21 protein-coding genes and 1 tRNA gene are annotated in these 21,412 nt (G+C 64.0%); 14 read left to right on the forward strand and 8 right to left on the reverse strand.

The genetic code is table 11. The annotated features are described in order from the left end of the window. Positions 1-19: 19 nt before the first annotated feature. Complete coding sequence (locus AM590_RS03025; protein ID WP_058826159.1) at positions 20-598, reverse strand: MBL fold metallo-hydrolase; 579 nt, start codon at positions 596-598, stop codon at positions 20-22. A 108-nt stretch (positions 599-706) separates the two neighbouring features. Here AM590_RS03025 and thyA point away from each other — a divergent pair, with 108 nt between their 5' ends. The 3 genes from thyA to AM590_RS03040 are packed head-to-tail and all read left to right on the forward strand — an operon-like array spanning position 707 to position 2,465. Further along, complete coding sequence (gene thyA, locus AM590_RS03030; protein ID WP_058826160.1) at positions 707-1,705, forward strand: thymidylate synthase; 999 nt, start codon at positions 707-709, stop codon at positions 1,703-1,705. Beyond that, positions 1,702-2,256 (forward strand): dihydrofolate reductase, encoded by a 555-nt coding sequence (locus AM590_RS03035; protein ID WP_058826161.1) that lies wholly within the window; start codon positions 1,702-1,704, stop codon positions 2,254-2,256. Before thyA ends, AM590_RS03035 begins: the two co-directional genes overlap by 4 nt. Next, entirely contained in the window at positions 2,253-2,465 is a 213-nt protein-coding gene (locus tag AM590_RS03040; RefSeq protein ID WP_058826162.1) for a DUF4177 domain-containing protein, read from the forward strand. Before AM590_RS03035 ends, AM590_RS03040 begins: the two co-directional genes overlap by 4 nt. A 3-nt stretch (positions 2,466-2,468) precedes the next feature. Here the strand turns inward: AM590_RS03040 and AM590_RS03045 are convergent, their stop codons facing one another. Both AM590_RS03045 and sufB read right to left on the reverse strand, forming a co-directional pair. Then, positions 2,469-2,954, reverse strand: a complete 486-nt coding sequence (locus AM590_RS03045; RefSeq protein ID WP_058826163.1) for a hypothetical protein — start codon at positions 2,952-2,954, stop codon at positions 2,469-2,471. 57 nt (positions 2,955-3,011) lie between these two features. Further along, complete coding sequence (gene sufB, locus AM590_RS03050) at positions 3,012-4,445, reverse strand: Fe-S cluster assembly protein SufB (RefSeq protein ID WP_058826164.1); 1,434 nt, start codon at positions 4,443-4,445, stop codon at positions 3,012-3,014. A 457-nt stretch (positions 4,446-4,902) separates the two neighbouring features. On the opposite strand from sufB, the gene AM590_RS03055 reads away from it, so the two are divergent. Beyond that, complete coding sequence (locus tag AM590_RS03055; RefSeq protein WP_157575415.1) at positions 4,903-6,846, forward strand: hypothetical protein; 1,944 nt, start codon at positions 4,903-4,905, stop codon at positions 6,844-6,846. A gap of 180 nt (positions 6,847-7,026) precedes the next feature. After that, on the forward strand, positions 7,027-7,767 hold the full coding sequence (locus tag AM590_RS03060) for a hypothetical protein (RefSeq protein ID WP_253805834.1): 741 nt from the start codon (positions 7,027-7,029) through the stop codon (positions 7,765-7,767). Positions 7,768-7,801: 34 nt separating this feature from the next. Here the strand turns inward: AM590_RS03060 and AM590_RS03065 are convergent, their stop codons facing one another. Continuing rightward, on the reverse strand, positions 7,802-9,694 hold the full coding sequence (locus AM590_RS03065) for a S8 family peptidase (protein WP_253805836.1): 1,893 nt from the start codon (positions 9,692-9,694) through the stop codon (positions 7,802-7,804). 375 nt (positions 9,695-10,069) lie between these two features. Here AM590_RS03065 and AM590_RS03070 point away from each other — a divergent pair, with 375 nt between their 5' ends. The 5 genes from AM590_RS03070 (at position 10,070) to AM590_RS03090 (ending at position 13,437) form a co-directional block, all read left to right on the forward strand. Then, positions 10,070-10,252, forward strand: coding sequence for an HVO_2922 family protein (locus AM590_RS03070; protein ID WP_058826167.1), 183 nt, complete (start codon positions 10,070-10,072; stop codon positions 10,250-10,252). A 161-nt stretch (positions 10,253-10,413) separates the two neighbouring features. Further along, positions 10,414-11,163 carry a proteasome subunit alpha gene (gene psmA2, locus AM590_RS03075; RefSeq protein WP_058826168.1) on the forward strand — a complete coding sequence of 250 codons (750 nt, stop codon included), beginning with the start codon at positions 10,414-10,416 and terminating at the stop codon, positions 11,161-11,163. Further along, the gene (locus AM590_RS03080; protein ID WP_058826169.1) at positions 11,164-12,021 is read left to right on the forward strand and encodes an MOSC domain-containing protein; all 858 of its coding nucleotides are present in this window, start codon (positions 11,164-11,166) and stop codon (positions 12,019-12,021) included. 99 nt (positions 12,022-12,120) lie between these two features. Next, on the forward strand, positions 12,121-13,278 hold the full coding sequence (locus tag AM590_RS03085) for an amidohydrolase family protein (RefSeq protein ID WP_058826170.1): 1,158 nt from the start codon (positions 12,121-12,123) through the stop codon (positions 13,276-13,278). An 84-nt stretch (positions 13,279-13,362) separates the two neighbouring features. Then, positions 13,363-13,437 (forward strand) — tRNA-Glu (locus AM590_RS03090). Between the two features lie 102 nt (positions 13,438-13,539). Here AM590_RS03090 and AM590_RS03095 read toward each other — a convergent pair. Next, complete coding sequence (locus tag AM590_RS03095) at positions 13,540-14,259, reverse strand: helix-turn-helix domain-containing protein (protein WP_042664384.1); 720 nt, start codon at positions 14,257-14,259, stop codon at positions 13,540-13,542. Between the two features lie 303 nt (positions 14,260-14,562). On the opposite strand from AM590_RS03095, the gene AM590_RS03100 reads away from it, so the two are divergent. Both AM590_RS03100 and AM590_RS03105 read left to right on the forward strand, forming a co-directional pair. Continuing rightward, positions 14,563-15,876: a 5'-deoxyadenosine deaminase gene (locus AM590_RS03100; protein ID WP_058826171.1), complete on the forward strand. Its 1,314-nt coding sequence runs from the start codon at positions 14,563-14,565 to the stop codon at positions 15,874-15,876. An 84-nt stretch (positions 15,877-15,960) separates the two neighbouring features. Further along, positions 15,961-16,575 (forward strand): GNAT family N-acetyltransferase, encoded by a 615-nt coding sequence (locus AM590_RS03105; RefSeq protein ID WP_058826172.1) that lies wholly within the window; start codon positions 15,961-15,963, stop codon positions 16,573-16,575. 45 nt (positions 16,576-16,620) lie between these two features. Here AM590_RS03105 and AM590_RS03110 read toward each other — a convergent pair whose 3' ends face one another. Beyond that, on the reverse strand, positions 16,621-17,031 hold the full coding sequence (locus AM590_RS03110) for a hypothetical protein (RefSeq protein ID WP_058826173.1): 411 nt from the start codon (positions 17,029-17,031) through the stop codon (positions 16,621-16,623). A gap of 54 nt (positions 17,032-17,085) precedes the next feature. After that, positions 17,086-18,276 (reverse strand): redox-regulated ATPase YchF, encoded by a 1,191-nt coding sequence (locus AM590_RS03115; RefSeq protein WP_004974239.1) that lies wholly within the window; start codon positions 18,274-18,276, stop codon positions 17,086-17,088. Positions 18,277-18,539: 263 nt separating this feature from the next. Between AM590_RS03115 and AM590_RS03120 the strand changes: the two genes are divergently transcribed. Together AM590_RS03120 and AM590_RS03125 are read left to right on the forward strand one after the other, a co-directional pair. Beyond that, positions 18,540-18,917, forward strand: coding sequence for a hypothetical protein (locus AM590_RS03120; RefSeq protein WP_058826174.1), 378 nt, complete (start codon positions 18,540-18,542; stop codon positions 18,915-18,917). A 21-nt stretch (positions 18,918-18,938) separates the two neighbouring features. Further along, on the forward strand, positions 18,939-19,349 hold the full coding sequence (locus AM590_RS03125; protein WP_042664399.1) for a hypothetical protein: 411 nt from the start codon (positions 18,939-18,941) through the stop codon (positions 19,347-19,349). A 144-nt stretch (positions 19,350-19,493) separates the two neighbouring features. Here AM590_RS03125 and AM590_RS03130 read toward each other — a convergent pair whose 3' ends face one another. Continuing rightward, complete coding sequence (locus AM590_RS03130) at positions 19,494-21,029, reverse strand: hypothetical protein (protein ID WP_058826175.1); 1,536 nt, start codon at positions 21,027-21,029, stop codon at positions 19,494-19,496. Positions 21,030-21,412 lie beyond the last annotated feature (383 nt).

Here is a 21,412-nt window from a genome sequence, read left to right on the forward strand (position 1 = left end):
GCAAGGCCGAGTGGGTGACTCACCTCGTCCGCGCCGCACGCGCCGCGAGTTCGAGGTCTTCGCTCGGGCGAGTCGTGACGCTCGGTCCGTGGCCGGTGTGGAGTTCGGTCAGGTCGTCGCCGACCACCTCGCGCAGGCGGTCGATGCTCTCGACGAGCGCGCCGCGGTCGCCCTCGGGGAGGTCGGTCCGGCCGAATCCGCCGTTGGCGAAGACGAGGTCACCCGCGAAACAGACGCCCGACCCGCGGGAGAAAAAGCACAGGTGGTCGTCCTTGTGACCCGGCGTGTGGACCGCCTCGAACACGTCGTCGCCGATTTGGACGCGCTCGCCGTCGTCGATGCGCTTGTCCACGGCGAGGTTGCCGGTGTCGTAGCCCCACGTCTGCACGTCGAACGCCTCGCGGACAGCGTCGACGTTTCCGATGTGGTCCGGGTGGGTGTGCGTGAGGTACACCGCGTCGAGCGAGTCCGTGAACTCACGGACCTTCGGCACTACGTCGAAGTTCGCGCCGGCGTCGACGAGCGCGGTGGTCTCGCCGTCGACGAGAAAGACGTTGCTCGTGAAGACTCGGATTCCCTGCGCGAGGTTGCGAATCATGGGCACAGGTACGAAAAGCGGGCTATTCGGTGTTGCGGGCGCTGTGGACCTGAGCCGAAAAGCGAAAGAACTCGCAACCGAGAGCAACACCCAACCAGGACACCTCTCATGCGCCAATATCTCGACCTCGTGACAGACGTTCTCGGCACCGGACAACACAAACCCAACCGAACCGGCGTAGACACCATCTCGGGCTTCTCGAAGCACTACACCGTCGATCTTCAGGAGGGCTTCCCGCTTCTCACGACCAAGGACCTCTCGGGCTTCCGCTGGAACTCCCTCATCCACGAACTGCTGTGGTACCTCTCCGGCGAGGAACACATCCGCACCCTGCGCGAGGAGACGGGCATCTGGGACGCGTGGGCCGACGAGGAGGGCCACCTCGACACGGCCTACGGTCGGTTCTGGCGGCGCTACCCGGTCCCCGAGGAAGGGCTTGCGGGCGAGGCGTGGCCCGAAGACGACCACCGCTGGATGAACGACGAGGGGACGTTCGACCAGCTCGCGTACGTCCTCGACACGCTCGACGAGAACCCGAACTCGCGCCGGCTGGTCATCAACGCGTGGCACCCCGCGAACGCGGCCGTCTCGACGCTTCCGCCGTGTCACTACACCTTCGTCTTCAACGTACAGGGCGACGAACTCAACCTCCATCTGACCCAGCGCTCGGGCGACATCGCGCTCGGCGTCCCGTTCAACCTCGCGGCGTACGCCATCCTCGCGCAGGTCGTCGCCCAGCGCGCCGGCTTCGAACTCGGGTCGTTCGCCCACACCATCGTCGACGCCCACGTCTACTGCGGCACCGGCGAGCGCGGCGCGTGGTACGGCGACCACCTCGATGAACTCCAGACCCGCCTCGCCGACGTGGAGTCCCCCGAAGGATACCTCGACGTACGCGAGTGGCTCCTCGACGCGGCACCCGAGGAAGCCGAGGGCGAGGAGGACTACGACCACGTTCCCGGGCTGCTCCTGCAGGCCTCGCGCGAGCCCCGCGAGCGCCCCACGCTGGACGTGGCCGACGTGCCGCTCGAAGACCTCTCGTTCGAGGACATCGTCCTCCGCGACTACGACCCCGCCGACGGGATTCGCTTCGCGGTGGCCGAATGAGCGGCGAGGAGCCTGCTGGGTCTGAACCCGAGGACGACGCCGCGGTCCGGTTCGTCCTCGTCGCCGCCGTCGCCGACAACCGCGTCATCGGCCGCGACGGCGACATGCCGTGGCACCTCCCCGAGGACCTGAAACACTTCAAGCGGACGACGACCGGCCACCCGGTCGTGATGGGCCGCAAGACCTACGAGAGCATCGCCCGCCAGCTCGGCGGCCCGCTTCCGGACCGTCACAGCGTCGTCCTGACGACCCGCGACCTCGACCTCCCCGAGGGCGCGGAGGCGGTCGGTTCCGTCGAGTCCGCGGTTGCCGCCGCCGAGGACGCGGCCGACGAGATGGGCGTCGAGACCGTGTACGTCGTCGGCGGCGCGACCGTCTACGAACAGTTCCTCGACCGCGCCGCGGGGCTGATTCTCACCGAACTCGACAAGGCTCACGAAGGCGACACGCGGTTCCCCGAGTGGGACCGCGAGGAGTGGGTCGAGACCGACCGAGACGACCGGGAGGGATTCTCGTTCGTCGTCTACGAACGTCGCGAGGTGCAATCGTGAGCGACGCTGGAAGTCGCTGGGAGTACAAAATCGTCCGTACGGCCGACGGTGGCCTGTTCAGCGGCGATACCTCTCCGATGGAGGACGCCCTCAACTCCCTCGGTGGCGACGGCTGGGAACTCGTGGACACGATTTCCGACTCGCGCGGTGCCGGTGCGAACAGCGGGCAGACGGCGCTCGTGTTCAAGCGGCCGGCACCCGAGCAATAGGGACTAGCCTTCCAGCGACCGGAACAGGGGGCCCGACCCGTCGTTCTCGATGGTGACCATCTCTTCGCCGTCGAACGTCACCGTGAACGTCTCGTAGTCACTCGGAATCGTCACCACGGCGTCCATCGTCGTCCGCGGCGTGCAGTCTTCGGATGGCGTCTTCTCGCTGTCTTCGTCCGGACTCGTCGTCAGGTGGTAGACGTACTCGCCGTCTGCGACCATCTCGACGTCTCCGTCGATTCTGACGCTCGGCGTGTCGTGGGTGAACGTCCGATTGAAGGCGAACGACGTCTGCTCGCCCGCGGGCATTCGGACGGCCCACGACGAGGGGGCAGTCTCGCCATCGACGAGACACCCAGTCGCGGCGGCTATCGAAGATGTCGGGGAGGAAGCCGTCTCCGTGGGGGTGACGAAGGTGACACCGACACCACCGAGGACGAGGCCGACGAGAAAGACGGCGACGAGTGCCGTCATCGAGTAGGAAGGCATGCGTAATCTGACGCTTCGAAGGGAGATAATAACAGAGTGAGATACGATATCGCGAGCCTAGCCGAGGCTCCCCTCCATCTCCAACTCGACCAGTCGGTTGAGTTCGACGGCGTACTCGATGGGGAGCTCCTTCGTGATGGGTTCTATGAACCCGGAGACGATGAGCTGTTTCGCTTCCTCGTCGTCGAGTCCGCGAGACTGGAGATAGAAGATGTCCTCGTCGCCAATCTTCCCCACAGTCGCCTCGTGAGCGACGTCGACTCTGTTCTCGTGAATCTCTATGTGGGGCATCGTGTCCGAGGTAGACGCGTTGTCGAACATCAGTGCGTCACACTCGACGGAGCACGACGAATCGGTCGACCCGTGTGCGATACGGACGAGTCCGCGGTAGTTGGTGCGGCCGCCACCGCGAGAGATCGACTTCGAGACGATAGTCGATTTGGTCTCGGGGGCGTTGTGGTAGACTTTCGCGCCGGTGTCGATGTTTTGCCCTTCGCTGGCGAAGGCGATGGTGATGTGATTGTCGGAGGCACCGCGGCCGTTGAGAATCGTCGCGGGGTAGAGCATAGTGGCCTTCGAGCCCATCGAGCCCGAAACCCACTCCATGCGGCCGTTCTTACCGACGATAGCGCGTTTGGTGTTCAGATTGTAGGTGTTCTTCGACCAGTTCTGGACGGTCGAATACTGCACATGGGCCCCCTCTTTGACGAACACTTCGACGCATCCCGAGTGAAGGTTGAACGCGGAGTACTTCGGTGCCGAACAGCCCTCGATGTAGTGGACTTCGGAGTCCTTCTCCGCAACGATGAGGGTGTGTTCGAACTGGCCCATTCCAGCGGAGTTCATGCGGAAGTACGCCTGCACCGGCATGTCGACGGTGACGCCCTCGGGGACATAGACGAACGACCCGCCGGACCAGATTGCGCCGTGGAGTGCGGCGAACTTGTTGTCGCTCGGGGGGACGCACTTCGTCATGAAGTACTCCTCGACGAGGGCGGGGTGTTCGCGGACAGCTTTGTCCATATCCATGAAGATGACGCCCGACTTCTCCCACTCCTCGTGCATGTTCTGGTAGACGATTTCGGACTCGTACTGCGCGCCGACACCCGACAGCGCGTTCTTCTCGGCTTCCGGGATACCCAGTTTGTCGAAGGTGTCTTTGATATCCTCCGGCAGGTCGTTCCAGTCGCGGACACCGCCGCGGACTTCGACATCGGGGCGGATGTACGGGACGATAGCGTCGACATCAACTTCCGAGAGATCAGGTTGCCCGGGCCACCCACTCGGCATCGGCATCTGTTGGAACATCCGCAGGGCTCGAAGGCGACGCTCCAGCATCCACTCCGGTTCCCCCTTGTCCTCGGAGATGACCCGAACAGTCTCTTCGGTGAGTCCCTTCTCGGCGACGAACGCGGCCTTCTGTTCCTTCTTGAAGTCGAACCGGCTTTGAACGTCGGTTTCCTCGAAGTGCTGTTCCTCGCGTGAACTCATAACACCTAGAGAGGGGTTCCCAGCTGATATGAGGATGCCCCCTCCCTCAGAAACGAACGACAGTCCGGTCGTTCGGAGAGACTTCGAACCGGGAGAGTTCCGAAAAAATGGTTCGTTTTCGACACCTCACGGTGTTTTGTTGTAGTCCACACGACGAATTATTAATCAAGCTGATTCGCATTCAGTCAGTACACATATACTATCAGAATACGATAACATACAGACAAATCTGAAGTTAATTTCAATTAATTTGCATATACCTTCTTAAGAGTCCGTTGTACGCTGGTTATGCGATAGTACATAGAGCTGGCAGGGCTGTGGTGGCGGAGCATAGTGCCTGGAGTGGAGACACTATCAGAATAAAGATAATAAAATGGACGATACAACGACGAAACCGGACGACACAGAGGAGACAGAGAAGAAACGTGGATACGTACCGATAACGCGGCGGAACGTGATGAAGTCCGTCGGGGCCGTCGGTGTGCTCGGTGGGTATGCTGGGGCGGCAGGTGCGACGGTACAGGAGTGTAGTTGTGAGGGACTCGGCGGTGGGTCGAGTGCGTGTTTTACCACCTCTGACGACGACCCGTGTTCGTACTGTAAAATCGACGACAGCGTTCTCGGGGTGGGTCAGACGTGTACCGTCCCCGGGACGAGCATCACCGTCACGCGCGAGAGCGAAGACTGCATCAGTTGGACCGACTCGAACGATGAACTAGACGATATCGCGTTGAAGGCAGGTTCAGGAGCAGAGTCCTGTACGCGCTTATCGGAGTTCGGAACAGACTCGAACGGCCAACTGTGCACACAGGACGGCAAAGACATCAGCCACATCACGGTCAGGTACAACTGTGGCGACGGCAACGGCGGACCGACGCCGAGCGGTGAAGTCCTGACGTGTACGACCGCTGAGATAGACGTGACTGGACTACCCGCGAACGAGGACGTCACGCTCACGGTCAGCTTCTACGACTGCGACGATTACTCGGAATCGTTCACTGCCGACAGTGACGGAAACGTCACAGCCAGTATCGACCTGACTGCCGTGGGACGCTGTTACTGCACACCCACAGAGATGACGCTGACGGACTCGGGTGGAAACGTCCTCGTCGACAGCTTCCAATCCGGCCTCGCAGAAGGGTTCTGCGAACCCACAGTTGAGGCGACCGGTGACTGCAGTACGGTGACCGCCAGCGTGACCGACAAGATGATAGAGGGTTGCCCGGTCAACGCAACCCTTTACTTCGACGAGTGTTCGCCCACCGATTCGGTCGAACTCAACGCGAGCAATGGGTGGACCCACGACTTCACCGACTACTGCTACTGCACGCCCGACAGAGTCGTGTTCGAATACGACGCCGGGTCGCAGACAGTTGATGTGGATCCGACCGACGAACCGTGTGAGGTCTCCGTGACCGATTCGAGCATCGAATGCTCGAACATCTCCCTCAGCGGAGATGGCGTCGGTAGTTGCCCAGTCACTATCGTCACCACGTTCGACCAAGACGGATGCGCGGACTACGAGACGACTGTCAACGCAAGCGGCGGCAAGTGGTCCGCCAGTATCGACTTGTCTGACGTTGGACGGTGCTACTGCACGCCAACGAAAGTCGACGTGTACGAGGGTGACTCGGCCAGTGGCGAGCCAGTTGACACGGTCTACCCGTCCTCTGAACTCGACTGCGAACCGACCTTCGAGGAGACGTTCTACTGTGACGCAGTGGACGTCAGCGGTACCGGCCTCGTCGAAGGCTGTGACGTCACGGCGACAGTGTACACGAAAAAGGACACCGAAGGGCACGACTTCGACGTGACCTGCGATGGTGAATACACCGCCACGCTGTCGGCGAGCAGTCCCTCGGCGACCGTCGACCTCTCAGGTCTGCCATGTGGCTGTGAGCCAGATTACGTCGAGTACTCCTACGATGGAGTCGTCTTCGACGACGAGACGGAGTCCGCAGGTCCGCTCAACTGCATCTGTGACGACTTCACGGACGTCTGCAAGTTCGAGTGGTACGACGACGATCGGAACGAGATACTGTTCGATACGTGGCTCGACTGTCACGGCGGACAGGTCAGGTTCACCAACCCGACCTACAAGGACGGTGACGAACTCGTCTGCTTCGACTTCGAATCGACCTTCCCGGTCTTCGAAGTGTTCGTGAAGGGTGGTGGCGGCAAAGACGCTGGCAACACCTACACGTGGCCGTGCGGAACGATGGATTCCAGCACTGCGCCGTCGAAGATTACGGACGCGAACGGTAACGACATCACCGATGAGTGGGACGGCCAACTCTGCGCGAACGAGCACCCGAAGAACGGCCGGCAGACGGCGGTCAGTCACGTGACCTTCCGCGTCTGCGTGGACGAAACCCTCGATAACAAACCCTCGAACGGATAGTCGAGTGAACCACGGCGAGAACACGACGAAGTGTCTCTCGCACGCAACTTTATCGGTCTCAACGTCGAACTAGAGACGAATCCAACAATTGACAATATGACACGTTTTGCAATCGTAGACAGATTCCGCCAGCCCGAATACACCGGTGAGAATCGATGCACGCCATGTACCATCGTCAACGTGGCCATTGCGGCCGTCGCGAGCCTCGTGCTTGGCCTCGTGTGGGCCCCGCTTGTGGTGGTTTCGTTCGCCCTCTTCGTGGCCGTCATCTACACCCGTGGCTACCTCGTGCCGGGGACGCCGACACTCACGAAGACGTACTTCCCCGACCGAGTCCTCCGGTGGTTCGACAAGGAACCCGAACCCGCCTTCGCCGTCGCCGTCGACGAGGACACCGACCTCGACGTCGAAGCGGTGTTGCAAGACACCGGCGCACTCGAACCATGCGAAGACATCGAAGACCTGTGTCTGACGCCGGCGTTCGAGAGTGTGTGGAGCGACGAACTCGAGCGCACAGACGAGTCGGCGGTGCGGAACCAACTGGCCTCGATAATCGGTGTGGACCAATCGCGCATCTCGACGGCGCAAGCCGGCGAGTGGTTCGTCGCCAGACTCGATGGTGACCAAATCGGCAGGTGGGAGTCACAGGCGGCACTAGCCGCGGATATGGCCGCCGACGTGGTTCTCGCGGACCGAGTCGCCGACTGGGAGGCACTCAGCCCCGATTCCCGGAGTGCACTCGCCAGAGGTCTCCGAATCTACCTCGAACAGTGCCCCGACTGTGGCGGGGCGGTCGCGTTCGGGAAAGAGACGCGTTCGTCCTGCTGTCGGTCGTGGGAGGTGGTCGTCACTCGCTGTGACGACTGCGACACGAAACTCTTCGAAATCGAATCGGCACAACTCGAACAAGACGCCGCATAGGAGCTGACGGGCAGTCCTAGCGGTCGTCTCCCCCTCAGGAACTGACGTGTTCTGACCGTACTGCGCTCCGGCCACTGGCGTCGGTGACCGTCAGTTGGACCTCGAAGGTAGTCGACCCGACTTTCTTGAGTTTGAACGAATCCGACCCACTCGCCCTGTCGCCACCGACAGACGACTGTGCCGAATCGGCCACGGACCCGCTACTATCGAGTACGTCCACGACGACGGTCGCGAGGTCACCGTCGACGTCCGCGACGGTCCAGTCCGCTGTCATCTCCGCGTGTGGGTCGCGCTTGCCCGCTTCACTCACAGCGTACGATTCGACCGTCGGGGGCGATAGCTCCGAAGCGGCGGCATCGGTCGTTAACGTGGCCGTACTACCGGTGTCAGTATCACCATCGCTCGCGGTGGCGACTGCCCGGTACTCGTAGGTGACACCGCTTTCGAGGCCGCTCAGCGATTCGCTGAACGTTCCCGTCGACGAAACCGTCTGGGTCGCAGTCGTCGACCACGACGTGGTGTCCTGTTTCCGGTAGTCGAAGGCAACGTCCGCGGAACTCGCGCCGCCGAGGTCAGAGACCGTTCCGTCGAGTGTGGCCGCCGTCTCGGTGACGTTCGTGGCCGAATCTGTCGACACGACGACGCTCGGGTCGGTAGTCGTCTCGAGCGTCACAGTAGAACCGGTGTCGGTGTCGCCGTCGCTCGCGGTGGCGGTTGCCCGGTACTCGTAGGTCGTTCCGCTTTCGAGACCACTCAGCGTCGCTGTGAAACTTCCCGTCGAGGAAACCGTCTGGGTCGCAGTCGTCGACCACGACGTGGTGCCCTGTTTCCGGTGGTCGAAGGCAACGTCCGCGGAACTCGCGCCGCCGAGGTCGGTCAGCGTTCCGCCGAGCGTCGCCGCCGCCTCGGTGATATCAGTCGCCGTGTCCGTCGAGACGACGACTGCCGTGTCGGTGGTGTCGCTCGCTCCGACTGCCGCTTCCACGTCGAGGAGTCCGTACCCTTGATCTGAACTCGAGAGGCCGAGGTCCTCTGCCGTCTCCTGAAGTCGCGTCCGTGCCTCGGTGTTGGTGTATCCCTTCGCCATCAGCTGGCCCCCCGCGGCGGCGACGTGCGGACACGCCATCGAGGTGCCGGAGTAGTACTGGTAGCCGTCGACGATGGTCGAGTAGATGTAGGTCCCCGGTGCGGTGAGTTCGACTTCCGGCCCAGTAGAGGAAAACGAGGACAGGTCGTCGTCCATGCCGACTGCGCTCACTGCAATCACCGTCGAGTAGGCGGCGGGATACTCCACACAGTCGGTACAGGGGCCGTCGTTGCCCGTCGCGGCGACGAGGAGGACGCCGTTGTCGTACGCGTACTGGCAGGCGTCCCGGAGGGTGCTGGACGATGACGCCGCGCCGAAACTCATGCTGGCGACGTCGTACCCGCGTTCGACGACCCACGAGAGACCGTCTGCGACGCCGGACCACGTCCCAGACCCGTACTCTCCGAGCACCTTGACGGCGTGTAACGTTGCCTCGGTGGCGACGCCGATGGTACCGTCGGTGTTGTCGACGGCACCGACGATACCCGCACAGTGGGTTCCGTGGTCGTTGTCGTCGCCCCAGGCGGCCGAACAACCGGAATCGCACGTTTCGGCCGCGTATCCGTCACCGAGGTTCGCCTGCAGATCCGGGTGGTCGGCGTCGATACCGGTGTCGAGGATTGCGACGTGCGAACCGGAACCGGTTTCGCCCGCGCTGTGGGCGACCTCAGCGTCGACCCGGTCGATACCCCACGGGAGTTCTTCAGCGACCGCTTCCACGCGGCCGTCCGGTTCGACGTATCGGACGTCGGGGTGCGATTGGAGGGCGTCCAGTGCTTCCTGTGGGAAACGCCCTGCGACGGCGAATCCAATATCACCGAAATCTAACTCTCGGTCCACCGCGTTCGCGCGCGCTTTCGCAGCTCGAACTCCCTCCTTCGAGCGAGTACCGACGATGTATCGCCCGGGAGGGTTGCGTCCTGTTGCTTCACCCGCGAGACCAATAGTCGCAAATCCTGTCCCAACCGTTCGGAGAAGATTTCGACGGGAGACATTCAGATCATCGAGACGTTCGTTCACGTACGAACGAGTGGAAGACAGATACATAAATTTCTCTGAACTTGTATTTAGAATTAATTTAAATATTTCTTATATATTCTAGCACATTCTAGTGAATACTAGTATGGTGGTGAATGAATTAATCTCTGCGACAGGTCGGCCGTCGTCCGGGAATCCCACCAAGAATATTTACTTCGTTGATATGAATTGTTCTGTATGAGCAAGGCGCACTTCGAGGTGTTCGTCGACGCGGCGGACAAGTATCGGTGGCGACTCGTCCACGACAACGGGAACATCCTCGCCGACTCCGGCGAGGGCTACGCGTCGAAACAGAAGGCGAAGCAGGGAATCGAGAGCGTGAAGCGGAACGCGCCCGACGCAGACGTGGTCGAGGAGTAAACAACGGGCGTTGACCCGCCGGATTCGGCTGAAATCGGCGGTTCGCCCGGCGATTCGAGCGTGAACCCCACACCGATGCCGGGTGTGGAGGCTTTTTCCGCCTCCGGAACTGACCGAAGAGTAATGACGAACGTCGCCGACGCGAGCGAGGAGGTTGCACGATGAACCGAAACGACAAGCAGGCTTACGACCGCGGTACGTCGCTTTTCTCCCCCGACGGACGCATCTATCAGGTCGAGTACGCCCGCGAGGCCGTCAAGCGCGGCGCGCCGGTCCTCGGCGTGCGCACCGCCGACGGCGTCGTTCTGGCGGCCCTCCGGTCGACTCCGTCGGAACTCATGGAAGCCGAAAGCATCGAGAAGCTCCACAAGCTCGACGACGCCCTCGGCGCGGCCACGGCCGGCCACGTCGCCGACGCGCGGAAGCTCGTCGACTTCGCGCGGACGACCGCCCAGCGCGAGCACCTGCGCTACGGCGAGCCCATCGGCGTCGAGACGCTGACGAAGACCATCACCGACAACATCCAAGAGAGCACGCAGTCCGGCGGTACCCGCCCGTACGGCGCGTCGCTTCTCATCGGCGGCGTCGAAAACGGCTCGGGCCGCCTCTTCGCGACCGACCCGTCCGGAACGCCCCAGGAGTGGAAGGCGGTCGCCATCGGCGGCCACCGCGAGGACGTGCAGGCCGCCCTCGAAGACGGGTACGCCGAGGATCTGTCGCTCGAAGACGGCCTCGCGCTCGCCGTCGAGGCGCTCGTCGCGGCCGACGACGAAATCGAGAGCGACGAGCTGAACCTCGTCACCGTCTCCGAGGCGGGCTACGAAATCGTCGACGAGGAGACCATCGCCGAGCTGTTCGCCGACGCGACCGCGGATGACGAGTCCGACGAGACGGACGAAAGTGAGGAGTAGATGACAGACGGGAGCCCGACTGACGATAACACCTCAGCCGTCGCCGAGGGTGGAGCGGGCGCGACCGCCGGCGCGGCGGCCGTGACGCTCGACCGCATCGCCATCTACCCCGTGAAATCGCTCGACGCCGAGTTCGTCGATGCCGCCGATATCGTCGAGAACGGCGGGCTTCGCGGCGACCGCGAGTACGCCATCTTCGACGAAGACGGCGAGTACGTCAACGGGAAGCGCGAGCGGGCGGTCCACCGAATCCAGAGTTCCGTCTCGCTCGCCGACGGGACGGTCGAACTCTCGGCACCCGAGATGGACGACTACGACGGCTCGATAGACGATGCCGACGGCTGGCTCTCGGCGTACTTCGGCTACCCGGTCGAACTCCGACGGGACCCCGCCGGCGGGTTTCCCGACGATACCGAGGCCAGCGGGCCGACAGTCATCTCGACGGGAACGCTCGAAGCGGTCGCCTCGTGGTTCGACGGCGTCGACGCCGTCGAGATGCGCCGTCGCCTCCGGCCGAACCTCGTCTTAGACGCGACCGAACCGTTCTGGGAGGACCACCTGTTCGACCGGCGCGGGACGGTCGTCGAGTTCGCTATCGGTGCCGCGGCCTTCGAGGGCGTCAACCCCTGCCAGCGCTGTGTCGTCCCAAGCCGCGACCCCGACACGGGTGAGGTGACGCCCGACTTCCGAACGACGTTCATGACGAAGCGTCGTGAGACGCTCCCCGAGTGGTCCGGCGGCGACTGGTTCGACCACGACTTCCGACTCATGGTTAACACCGCCGTCCCGGAGTCGTCGTGGGGCGAGACGCTATCCGTCGGCGACGCGGTCACCGTCGGCGACGTCGTTCCCGAGTAAGTCGGTCCGTTTTTCGTCGCGTTCGAACGCCCCGCAGTCGGGCGGTTCCACCTCGCCGACACCCGCGTCTTTACGTCGTCTCCCCCGGTTGAGAGAGCCATGTTCACGCTGACCGGCGTGCGGGTCGTCGACGCCGACGGGGCCCGCGAGGCGAACGTGGTGATAGACGAGTCGACCGGGCGCATCGCGTCCGTCGGCGACGAGACCGAAGGCGAGACACGAAACCTCTCGGGCGCGGTCGTCGCGCCGGGGCTCGTCGACGCCCACGTCCACCTCATGATGGACGGCCGCCCCGACGTGGCCGCCTACCAGTCCGAACCGGTCGAACGCGCCTGCTATCGAGCGGCGGCCAATCTCCGGAAGACGCTGGAAGCGGGCGTCACGACCGTCCGCGACCTCGGTTCGCCCGGCGACCTCGCGACGAGTGCGAAGGCCGCAGTCGCCGACGGCGAACTCGACGGCCCGCGCGTCCTCGCCGCCGGGGAAAACATCACCATGACCGGCGGCCACGGCCACTGGTTCGGTCGGGAGGCCGACGGCCCGAACGAGGTTCGCAAGGCCGCCCGAGAGCAACTGAAACGCGGCGCGGACGTGGTGAAGTGCATGGCGACCGGCGGCGTCCTCACGACCGGCGCGGTCACGGGCGCGCCCGAGTTCACGGAGGCGGAGATTCGCGGCCTCGTGGAGGCCGCGAGCGCGAAGGGCGTCCCGACCGCGGCCCACGCCCACGGCGAGGAAGGTATCAAAAACGCCACCCGCGCGGGGATTTCGAGCGTCGAACACGGGATGTTCATGGACGAGGAGGCCGCCGACCTCATGGTCGACCACGGCACGTACTGGGTGCCGACGGCCTCAGCGGTTCGGGAAATCGTCGAGGCGGGCGTCGAGGCCGGTATCCCGCCCGAGGCGGTCGCGAAGGCCGAAGACGCCGCCGAGCGCTTCGAAGGCGCGTGGGAACACGCGCTCGACGCCGGCGTGAAAATCGCCATGGGGACCGACGCGGGCACGCCGTTCAACGACCACGGCGAGAACGCGCTCCGCGAGATGGAACTGCTCGTCGAGTACGGTCTCTCGCCTACCGAGGCGCTCGAAGCCGCGACTGTCGGCGGCGCCGACCTCCTCGGACTGGACGACGTGGGGAAGGTCGCCGAGGGCTATGTCGCGGACCTCGTCGTCCTCGACGCCGACCCGAGCGAGGACGCGGGCGCGTGGCGGACAGTCCAGCAGGTGTATCGCGAGGGCGAGCAGGTCGTCTAATCGCAACACGGCAGTCGGTATCACACCCGATTTGAAGCGACAACCTTTTACAATCGCGAGCAATATCTGGTGATGTACCAACGTGCTCTGTTGGTGTAGTCCGGCCAATCATATCACCCTCTCACGGTGATGACCAGGGTTCGAATCCCTGACGGAGCACTTCTCTCAATCTTGAACCGCGAGCGGTAGCGAGCGTGTTCGGGTTCGAAATTGACGACGATTCGGATTAGCCGACGTTCGCTTCCGAGCGTCGTCGATTCCTTACCGATTCCGGTCGCCGAGTTTCGACATCACGAGGTCTTCGGCGGTTCGCAGTCGGTACTGAACCGTCGAGCGCGGCACGTCGAGCACCTCGCTGAGGTCCTCGACGGTCACCTTGCGCGGGCGCTCGTAGTAACCGTGTTCGACGGCGGTTTCGAGCGCCTCCCAGTGGGCCGACGAAAGGTCGGCCGCGATTCGCGATTCGGCGTCCCAGTTGCCGGCGCTCGTGAGGTGTTCGACATCCAACTGCAGGCCCTCTCTGAGTTGCGCCTCGATGGTTTCGTACAGTTCGCCGAGCGGGTGGTCACCGGGGTAGAGGATACGCCAGCGGTACGCGCCCGCACGGCGGGATGACTCGAAGATGACGCCCGGTCCGACGTGTTCGAGGACGTACCGTGGAATCGAGTGGCAGTTGCTCACCTCTTCGCGGTAGGTGTAGACGGTCATCGAGTTGCCCGACCGGTCGAGGACGTGGTAGTCGCGGTGGGTGTGGCAGTCGGGCGCGTCGAGACACTCGTTGCACCGCGTCTCGTCGAGGAACACCCCCTCGAACGCCGACAGCGCCTCCGGCGTGCCGACGACGTGGTCGACCCGCCACATCACGTCCTCGGTGGACGAACAGACTGACGAACGGGACCGCAGACTCGGATACTCGTAAAACAGGTCCATCAGCTCGTCGGTGCCCTCGGAAAAGCGAACGACGAATTCGAACTCACGCATTCGGTCTCCGCTCTATCGCGAACGGACTTAGCATGTACTAATCTCGTCGGGGTGTGTTCAGGGTTCTATCCGAGCTATACATGGGTGACATTGCTCGAGTCAGGAAGGTTTAGCATATGCTAGCGTGATAGTGAGGGAAGCCGCGAACGGAGTGAGAATCGGAGTGACGCGGGGTCCACTCGCCCCGCGGAATCGGTCCCGACCATCCACACCACCACCGCCGACCGCAACCTCACTCCAACCAACCTCGGACAGCGACCGGGACACCACCTATTTTACGCCCGGTCGTCTACCCGCACGAGGATGTTACTCGCGGGAACGGTGGTCGCCGACGCGTCCACTATCATCGAAGAGGGAGCCGTCGTCGTTGACGACGACCGCATCGCCGCGGTTGGAGAGCACGCGGACCTGACAGAGCGGTATCCCGACCACGTGCGACGCGAGTTCGACGTTATCGCGCCGGGACTGGTCGGCGGGCACGTCCACTCCGTGCAGTCGCTCGGCCGCGGCATCGCCGACGACACGTCGCTTCTCGACTGGCTCTTCGACCACGTGCTTCCGATGGAGGCCGGCCTCGACGCGGAGGGGATGCGCGTCGCCGCCGAACTCGGCTATCTCGAATGCATCGAGTCTGGGACGACAACCGTCGTTGACCACCTCTCGGTCCGACACGCCGAAGAGGCGTTCGAGGCCGCGGGCGAGATGGGCATCCGCGGACGCATCGGTAAGGTTCTCATGGACACGAATGCGCCCGAGGGACTACAGGAAGACACCGACGCGGGCCTCGCCGAGTCCGAACGCCTCATCGAGCGCTACCACGACGGCTTCGGCGGCCGTATCCAGTACGCCGTCACACCCCGGTTCGCCGTCACCTGCTCGGAGGCGTGTCTGCGGGGCGTCCGCGAACTTGCAGACCGGTACGACGGCGTCCGCATCCACACCCACGCGAGCGAGAACCGCGACGAAATCGCCACCGTCGAAGCGGAGACGGGCATGCGGAACATCCATTGGCTCGACGAGGTGGGCATCACCGGCGACGACGTGGTGCTCGCCCACTGCGTCCACACCGACGAGTCCGAGCGCGAAGTGCTCGCCGAGACCGGTACGCACGTCACCTACTGCCCGTCGTCGAACATGAAGCTCGCGTCGGGCATCGCGCCGATTCCGGACTACCTCGACCGCGGCATCAACGTCGCCCTCGGCAACGACGGCCCGCCGTGTAACAACACGCTCGACCCCTTCACCGAGATGCGGCAGGCCAGTCTCCTCCAGAAAGTCGACGCGCTCGACCCGACGAGTACACCCGCCGCGACCGTCTTCGAGATGGCGACCCGCAACGGCGCGAAGGCCGCCGGTTTCGACCGGGTCGGCGAGCTCCGCGAAGGATGGAAAGCCGACGTCATCGGTATCGACACCGACCTCACCCGCGCGACACCGATGCACGACGTGCTTTCGCACCTCGTGTTCTCCGCCCACGGCGACGACGTGGTGTTCACCATGGTCGACGGCGACGTGCTCTACGACGGAGGCGAACACGTACGCGTGGACGCCGACGACATCTGCGAGCGGGCGCGGGCGGTCGCCGACGCCCTCGACGCGGCACCGTCGAGCGACTGAGCGCCGGTTCGACCTTGAGTCGAGTCATCTGCGAGACCGGCTGCCATCGTCGCATCTTTCTCTTCGCGCGACCCTACCTGAGTCATGACTGTCCGCCTCCGCGCGGCGACGGCGTCCGACCTCCCCGCGATTCGGGAGATTTACGCGCCGTTCGTCGAGGACACCGCGATCTCGTTCGCCTACGACCCGCCGAGCGTCGCGGACCTCGAAGCGAAACTGGAGAAGAAGACCGACTACCCGTGGCTCGTCTGCGAACTCGACGGTGAGGTGGCCGGCTACGCCTACGCCGGAGCGATTCGAGAGCGCATCGCCTACCAGTGGGCCGTCGAGACCTCGATTTACGTCCACCCGGACTTCCAGCGCCGCGGCGTCGCCCGCGGTCTCTACACGGCGCTTTTAGACCTGCTCGAACGGCAGGGCTACGTCTCGGCCGTCGCCGTCGTCACGACGCCGAACCCCGCGAGCATCGCCTTCCACGAGTCGTTCGGCTTCGAGCGCGTCGGCCGTTTCGAGCGCGTCGGCTACAAACACGACGCGTGGCACGACGTGGAGTGGTGGAGTCTCGACCTCGGCGACCGACCCGAAGAACCCCCAGCACCGCTGTCCGTAGCCGACGCTCGGGAATGCGACTGGTGGGACGACGCGCTCGCTCGCGGCGCTGCGCTCGTCGAAGACACCGGACAGAACAGCACTCCCTGAGCCGAGGTCCCTTCCCGTCTCCCGGCCCGTCGCCCGCGTCTGCGTTCAGACGCCGGCTTCGAGGGAGTCTTCCGTCTCGGCTTCCGCCGAGTCGCTCCCCTCGACCGCCTCGACTTCGCCGATGTCGTCAACCTCGGCGACCGCGTCAGCGTCCGGGTCGTCGGCCCCCGCCTGTTCGAGCACGTAGCGCTCGACGCCGGCGGAGAGCATCGCCTGCCAGTCGTCGAACTCGGTGTTCGCGTCGACGTACCGGTCCAACTCGTGGGCCGGTATCGACTCGAAGGACTCCTGGTCTGCGACCGCGAAACCGCTTTCTTCGAGGAATTCACTAATCGATGCCGCCTCACAATGTGACTCGACCCACGGCGACGGGAACAAGTCGGCCAGCGTCACCTCGCCGCCGAGACCCCCAATCTCGACGTCAAGTGTCGCGGCCGTCGTTTCGGCCTCACCCATACCCGGGTCCTACAGCCACGGATATAACGGTGTTGCGGTTGGCGTCCGAGAGAGTCAGTTCGTCGAGACGATTTCGACCACGTCCCGGTGTGCGAGTTCGTGGTCCGAACCGATTTGGCGCTTCGAGTGGCAGTCGATGCCGTGGAGGAGGCCGTCGCCGATGTCCGAGTGCAGGTGGTACGCGAAGTCCTCGGTCGTCGAGCCTTCGGGGAGGATAAAGCAGTCCCGGAAGACGCCCTGCGAGTCGCTCTTGCCGTTCGCGCTCCCCGGGAAGATGGCGATGGCACCCATCACGTCGAACAACGCGTTTTCGAGCGACTGCTGGACGCCCGTGCCGCCGAACTCCGCGACGAACTCGCGAATCTGTTCGAGACCCGCCTCCTGTTCGTCGCTCACGTCGCCGACGATGTCGAAGTCGTCGTCGCCGGGGCGGTAGTCGACGACGCCGCCCTCGTCGGCCTTCTTCAGCGCCTTCTCCGCGTGCGCCGAGGTCGGGACGAACGTTAGATGTTCGTAGTCGGCGTCGGCCGTGATTTCCTCGTAGTTCTCTTGGGAAACCGGCTTGTCCATCTTGTTCGCCGCGATGATGATGGGCTTCGTCCGCTTTCGAATCTCGCGGGCGAGCGACTCCTTGTCTGCGTCGTCCCACTCGTCGGGGTCGAGCTCCAAGCCGAGCGAGAGGATGATCTGCTTGATTTCGTCTTTGTTCGTCTTGAACGCGGACATCTGTTCCGCGAGGTCGACTTCGATGTCTTTGTCCTCGCCGTGGTAGCCCGAGCGGTAGCGGTCGATGCCCTTCTCGAGGACGCCGAGGTACCACATGTCCAGTTCGTTCTCGAGGAAGTCGATGTCCTCCCGGGGGTCGTGGCCCTCCGTCGCCTCGCCTTCGATGTCCGTCTCACCGGAGAAGTCCACGACGTGGACGAGCACGTCCGCCTCGTTGAGGTCGGTGAGAAACTGGTTCCCGAGGCCCTTCCCCTCGTGCGCGCCGGGGATGAGACCCGCCACGTCGACGAGTTTGACCGGGACGTATCGCATTCCGTGGTCGCAGTAGCCAACAGAGGGCGTACACGACTCGTCGAACTCCGGAGCCGCACACTCGACGCGGACGTACGCCTCGCCGATGGAGGGGTCGATGGTCGTAAACGGGTACGCGCCCTCGGGCACGTCGTTCATCGTCGCCGCGTTGAAGAAACTCGACTTCCCGACGGACGGTTTTCCGACGAGACCGATCTTGTAACTCATTCGTTGGTCGGACTGGTGTCTCGAACGCTAATAACCGTTCGACGTTCGTCTCTGCATGCGTGATATTCGCACGCTATCGGGGGCGAGGACGGTGATTCCCCGCACTCGACGCCCGGGTTCGAGCGCCGGAAACGCGGCTCCGTCACCGGGTTCGCGGCACGTGGTAGCCGGGTCACGCCGAGGCGTCGGTGACGACGCGCTCGTGGTTTGCCTTTCAGCTCACGTCCGGTGCATCTTTGTCTCCACGTCTCCGACAGCCGGGCATGACCGACCCCGACGAGACGGCGAGCGAAACCGCGCCCGCGTCAAGCACGGACTTCGACGCGGCCGCCACCGAGCGTTCGCCGGACGATTCGACCGACGGGGACACGTTCCGCGTCGGCATCCACGTCACCGAGACCGAACTCCGGTTCGTGGTCAACGTCCCGTCCGATATCGATTCGGGGTGGACCGACCCCGACGCGTTCCAGCGCCTCGTCGAACGCGTCACCTGGGAACAACTCGACCAGCGAGCGACGCTCCAGACCGTGGCGACCAACGCCGCCGAGGGCGAGACGGTGTTCCTCGGGACGGTGACGCTGCGACCGGACGAAACCGTCGTGGACCACACACTCCGCGTTCCGCCGCTCGACGGCGCGTGAGCTAACTCCGTCTCACCTCCGATGACCGACCCGACGGCAGAACGCGCGATTCGAGAGATTCAGGACGCCGCGCTTAGCCGCGCGCTCACCGACGACGACCACGCGAGGCAGTCGCTCGCAGTCGCCGGCGCGCTCGAAACGGCCAGAACAGAAGCGACCGACGCGGAGTTCGACGACGGCGGCGTGACGCTCGCGGCGTCGCTCGCGTTTGTCTCGACGCTGTTCGCACACCATCGGCTCCGCGAGTCGCTCCGGTCGAACGTCCGCGCATCCGACGACTCGGCGTGGTATCCCAGCGGTGTGCCCGCTCGCGTCGACGACGACCTCGTGGTCGCAGGCGCACGGCTCGCGGTTCGACGGTTCGGCGTCGACCCGGCGCTCGTCGGCGCGCTCGGTGACGTTTCCACAGAAAAAGTCGCGTCGGGCGAGTGAGTAGCCCGACCGTTGGGCTCTGACAACCACGGTCGGGGGCGTAAGGGATGTGGGGGGTGCCTCTGTCCACAGTACCCGCCCGGGCGCGTGCGAAGGGTGAAACCCAAACCCACGCTTGCTGCGTGGGAACCCGTGTTCGATTAGTTAGTTGTTGTTCGCGTGCTCCGGCGGGCCACCACCGTTGCCGTTACCGTTGGACTCGTCATCGTCTTCCGACTCCTCGTCAGCGTCATCCGACTCCTCGTCAGCGTCATCGTCGGTCTCGGTATCCTCGGCGTCGGCCTGCTCGGTCTCGGCGGTCTCCTCGTCGTCTTCGTCGCTCGCCTTGTCGTTGTTGGCGTGTTCCGGCGGGCCACCCGCGTTACCGTTCTTGGCTTTGCCGGAGTTTCCGGGAGCGTCCTCCTCGCCGTCAGCGTCGTCGCTGCTGTTCTTCGGGCCGGCGTGGTCCGGACGCTTGTCGTCGGCGTTACCCGGGTTGTTCTGGGTCACGAAGTCGGAGACGGCCTGTCCGAGCGGGCCGTCAGTACCCGTGTCCTTGAGTCGCTCGACGAAGCTGCTGACGAGTTGCCCGAACGGGTCGTCCTCGGCGACCTCACCCTGCAGGGTGGCGCTCGTCTCGGCGTTGAGGCCGTCGTACTCGGCGGTCACGTCGACCGTGACACTCTGCAGGGGCGCGATGAGTTCGACGGAACCGTTCGCGTCCGTCTCGTATTCGCCCGCGTCCGTGTAGTTGCCCTCGACCGCGACCGAGGCGTTTTCGACGGGTTCGCCGTCTTCGGTCACGGTGATGGTGACCGATTGGTTTTCGTCCTGCGAGACGGAGACGTTGAGGTCGTCAGCCTCGACCGCGACCGTGGTCTCGGCGGAGAGGCCGTCGGCCGTCGCGACGAACGTCAGGTTCGTCGTGGTCGTCGGCTCGGCGACCTCAACGGTGCCGTTGGCGTCCGTCTCGTACGTGCCGTTGTCGGCGTAGTCAGTTCCGTTGACCTGAACCGATGCGTTCTCGACCGGCTCTCCGTCCTGCGTGACGGTGGCGATGACGGTGTCGTTGGCGTCGTCAACCTCGGCGGTGACGGTGAGGTCGTCGGCCTCGACTGCGACCGTCGTCTCAGCAGTAAGGTCGCCGTCCATCGCGACGAACGTCAGGTTCGTCGTGGTCGTCGGTTCGGCAACCTCGACGGTACCGTTGGCGTCCGTCTCGTACGTACCGTTGTCGTACGCGCTCCCGTTGACCATGACAGATGCGCCCTCGACGGCGTCGCCGTACTGGGTGACGGTGGCGATGAGCGTGTCGTTGGCGTCGTCAGCCTCGACGGAGATGTCGAGGGACTCGTCGAGCGGGACGAGGACGACGGACGTGGCGGTCGTGTTGTTCCCCTCGGTGACGGTGAACGTCGCGTTCACGCGTTCCTGCGGGTTGGGGAGGTCGACGGTGCCGTTCGCGCCCGTCGTGTACGTTCCGTTCCCGGAGTAGTTACCGCTCGATTCGACGACGACCGTCGCGTTCTCGACGGCCGTCTCGTTCCGTGTCACGGTCACTGTCGCGTCGCCCGTGTCGGCGTCCTGCGTGACGCCGACCTGGAGGGCATCGGTGCTCGCTGCACCGACGGTCCCGGGGACCATCGCGACGGCGAGCATCGCAACGACCATGACTACGGTAAGGTGTTTGCTGCCGCGCATGCAACCCTCCCTTCTAACCCAGATACGGTAAAAGGGGAGAATCGTAACCCCGGTTTTCGCTGAATTTCACCCCAATCAACGTGTTCGAAATCGGGCTTTCGTCTGTCGATTTCGTCGAGTTTCGAGTCGAACGACTGTCCGGATCCCGCCGAAACACCATCACGGTCGAAGGCGAGTGGTGTCGGCGGAACCGATGCGTTCGACGAGAGCGTTGCCACTCTCGGGCGTTTTCGCTGTCTCGACCGAGGGAGCGGTCGCTGTCTGTGCAGTGCGCGAGCGATTGCCGCTCGCCGTAAATGAAAAAAGCCCACTGGACCGAAGTCCAGTGGGCTCTGTATGAGTGGGGGCGGCGAACTGGATTTCCCAGAGGATCGCTCACTCCA

Source organism: Haloferax sp. Q22 (assembly GCF_001482285.1).
Classification (GTDB): Archaea; Halobacteriota; Halobacteria; order Halobacteriales; family Haloferacaceae; genus Haloferax.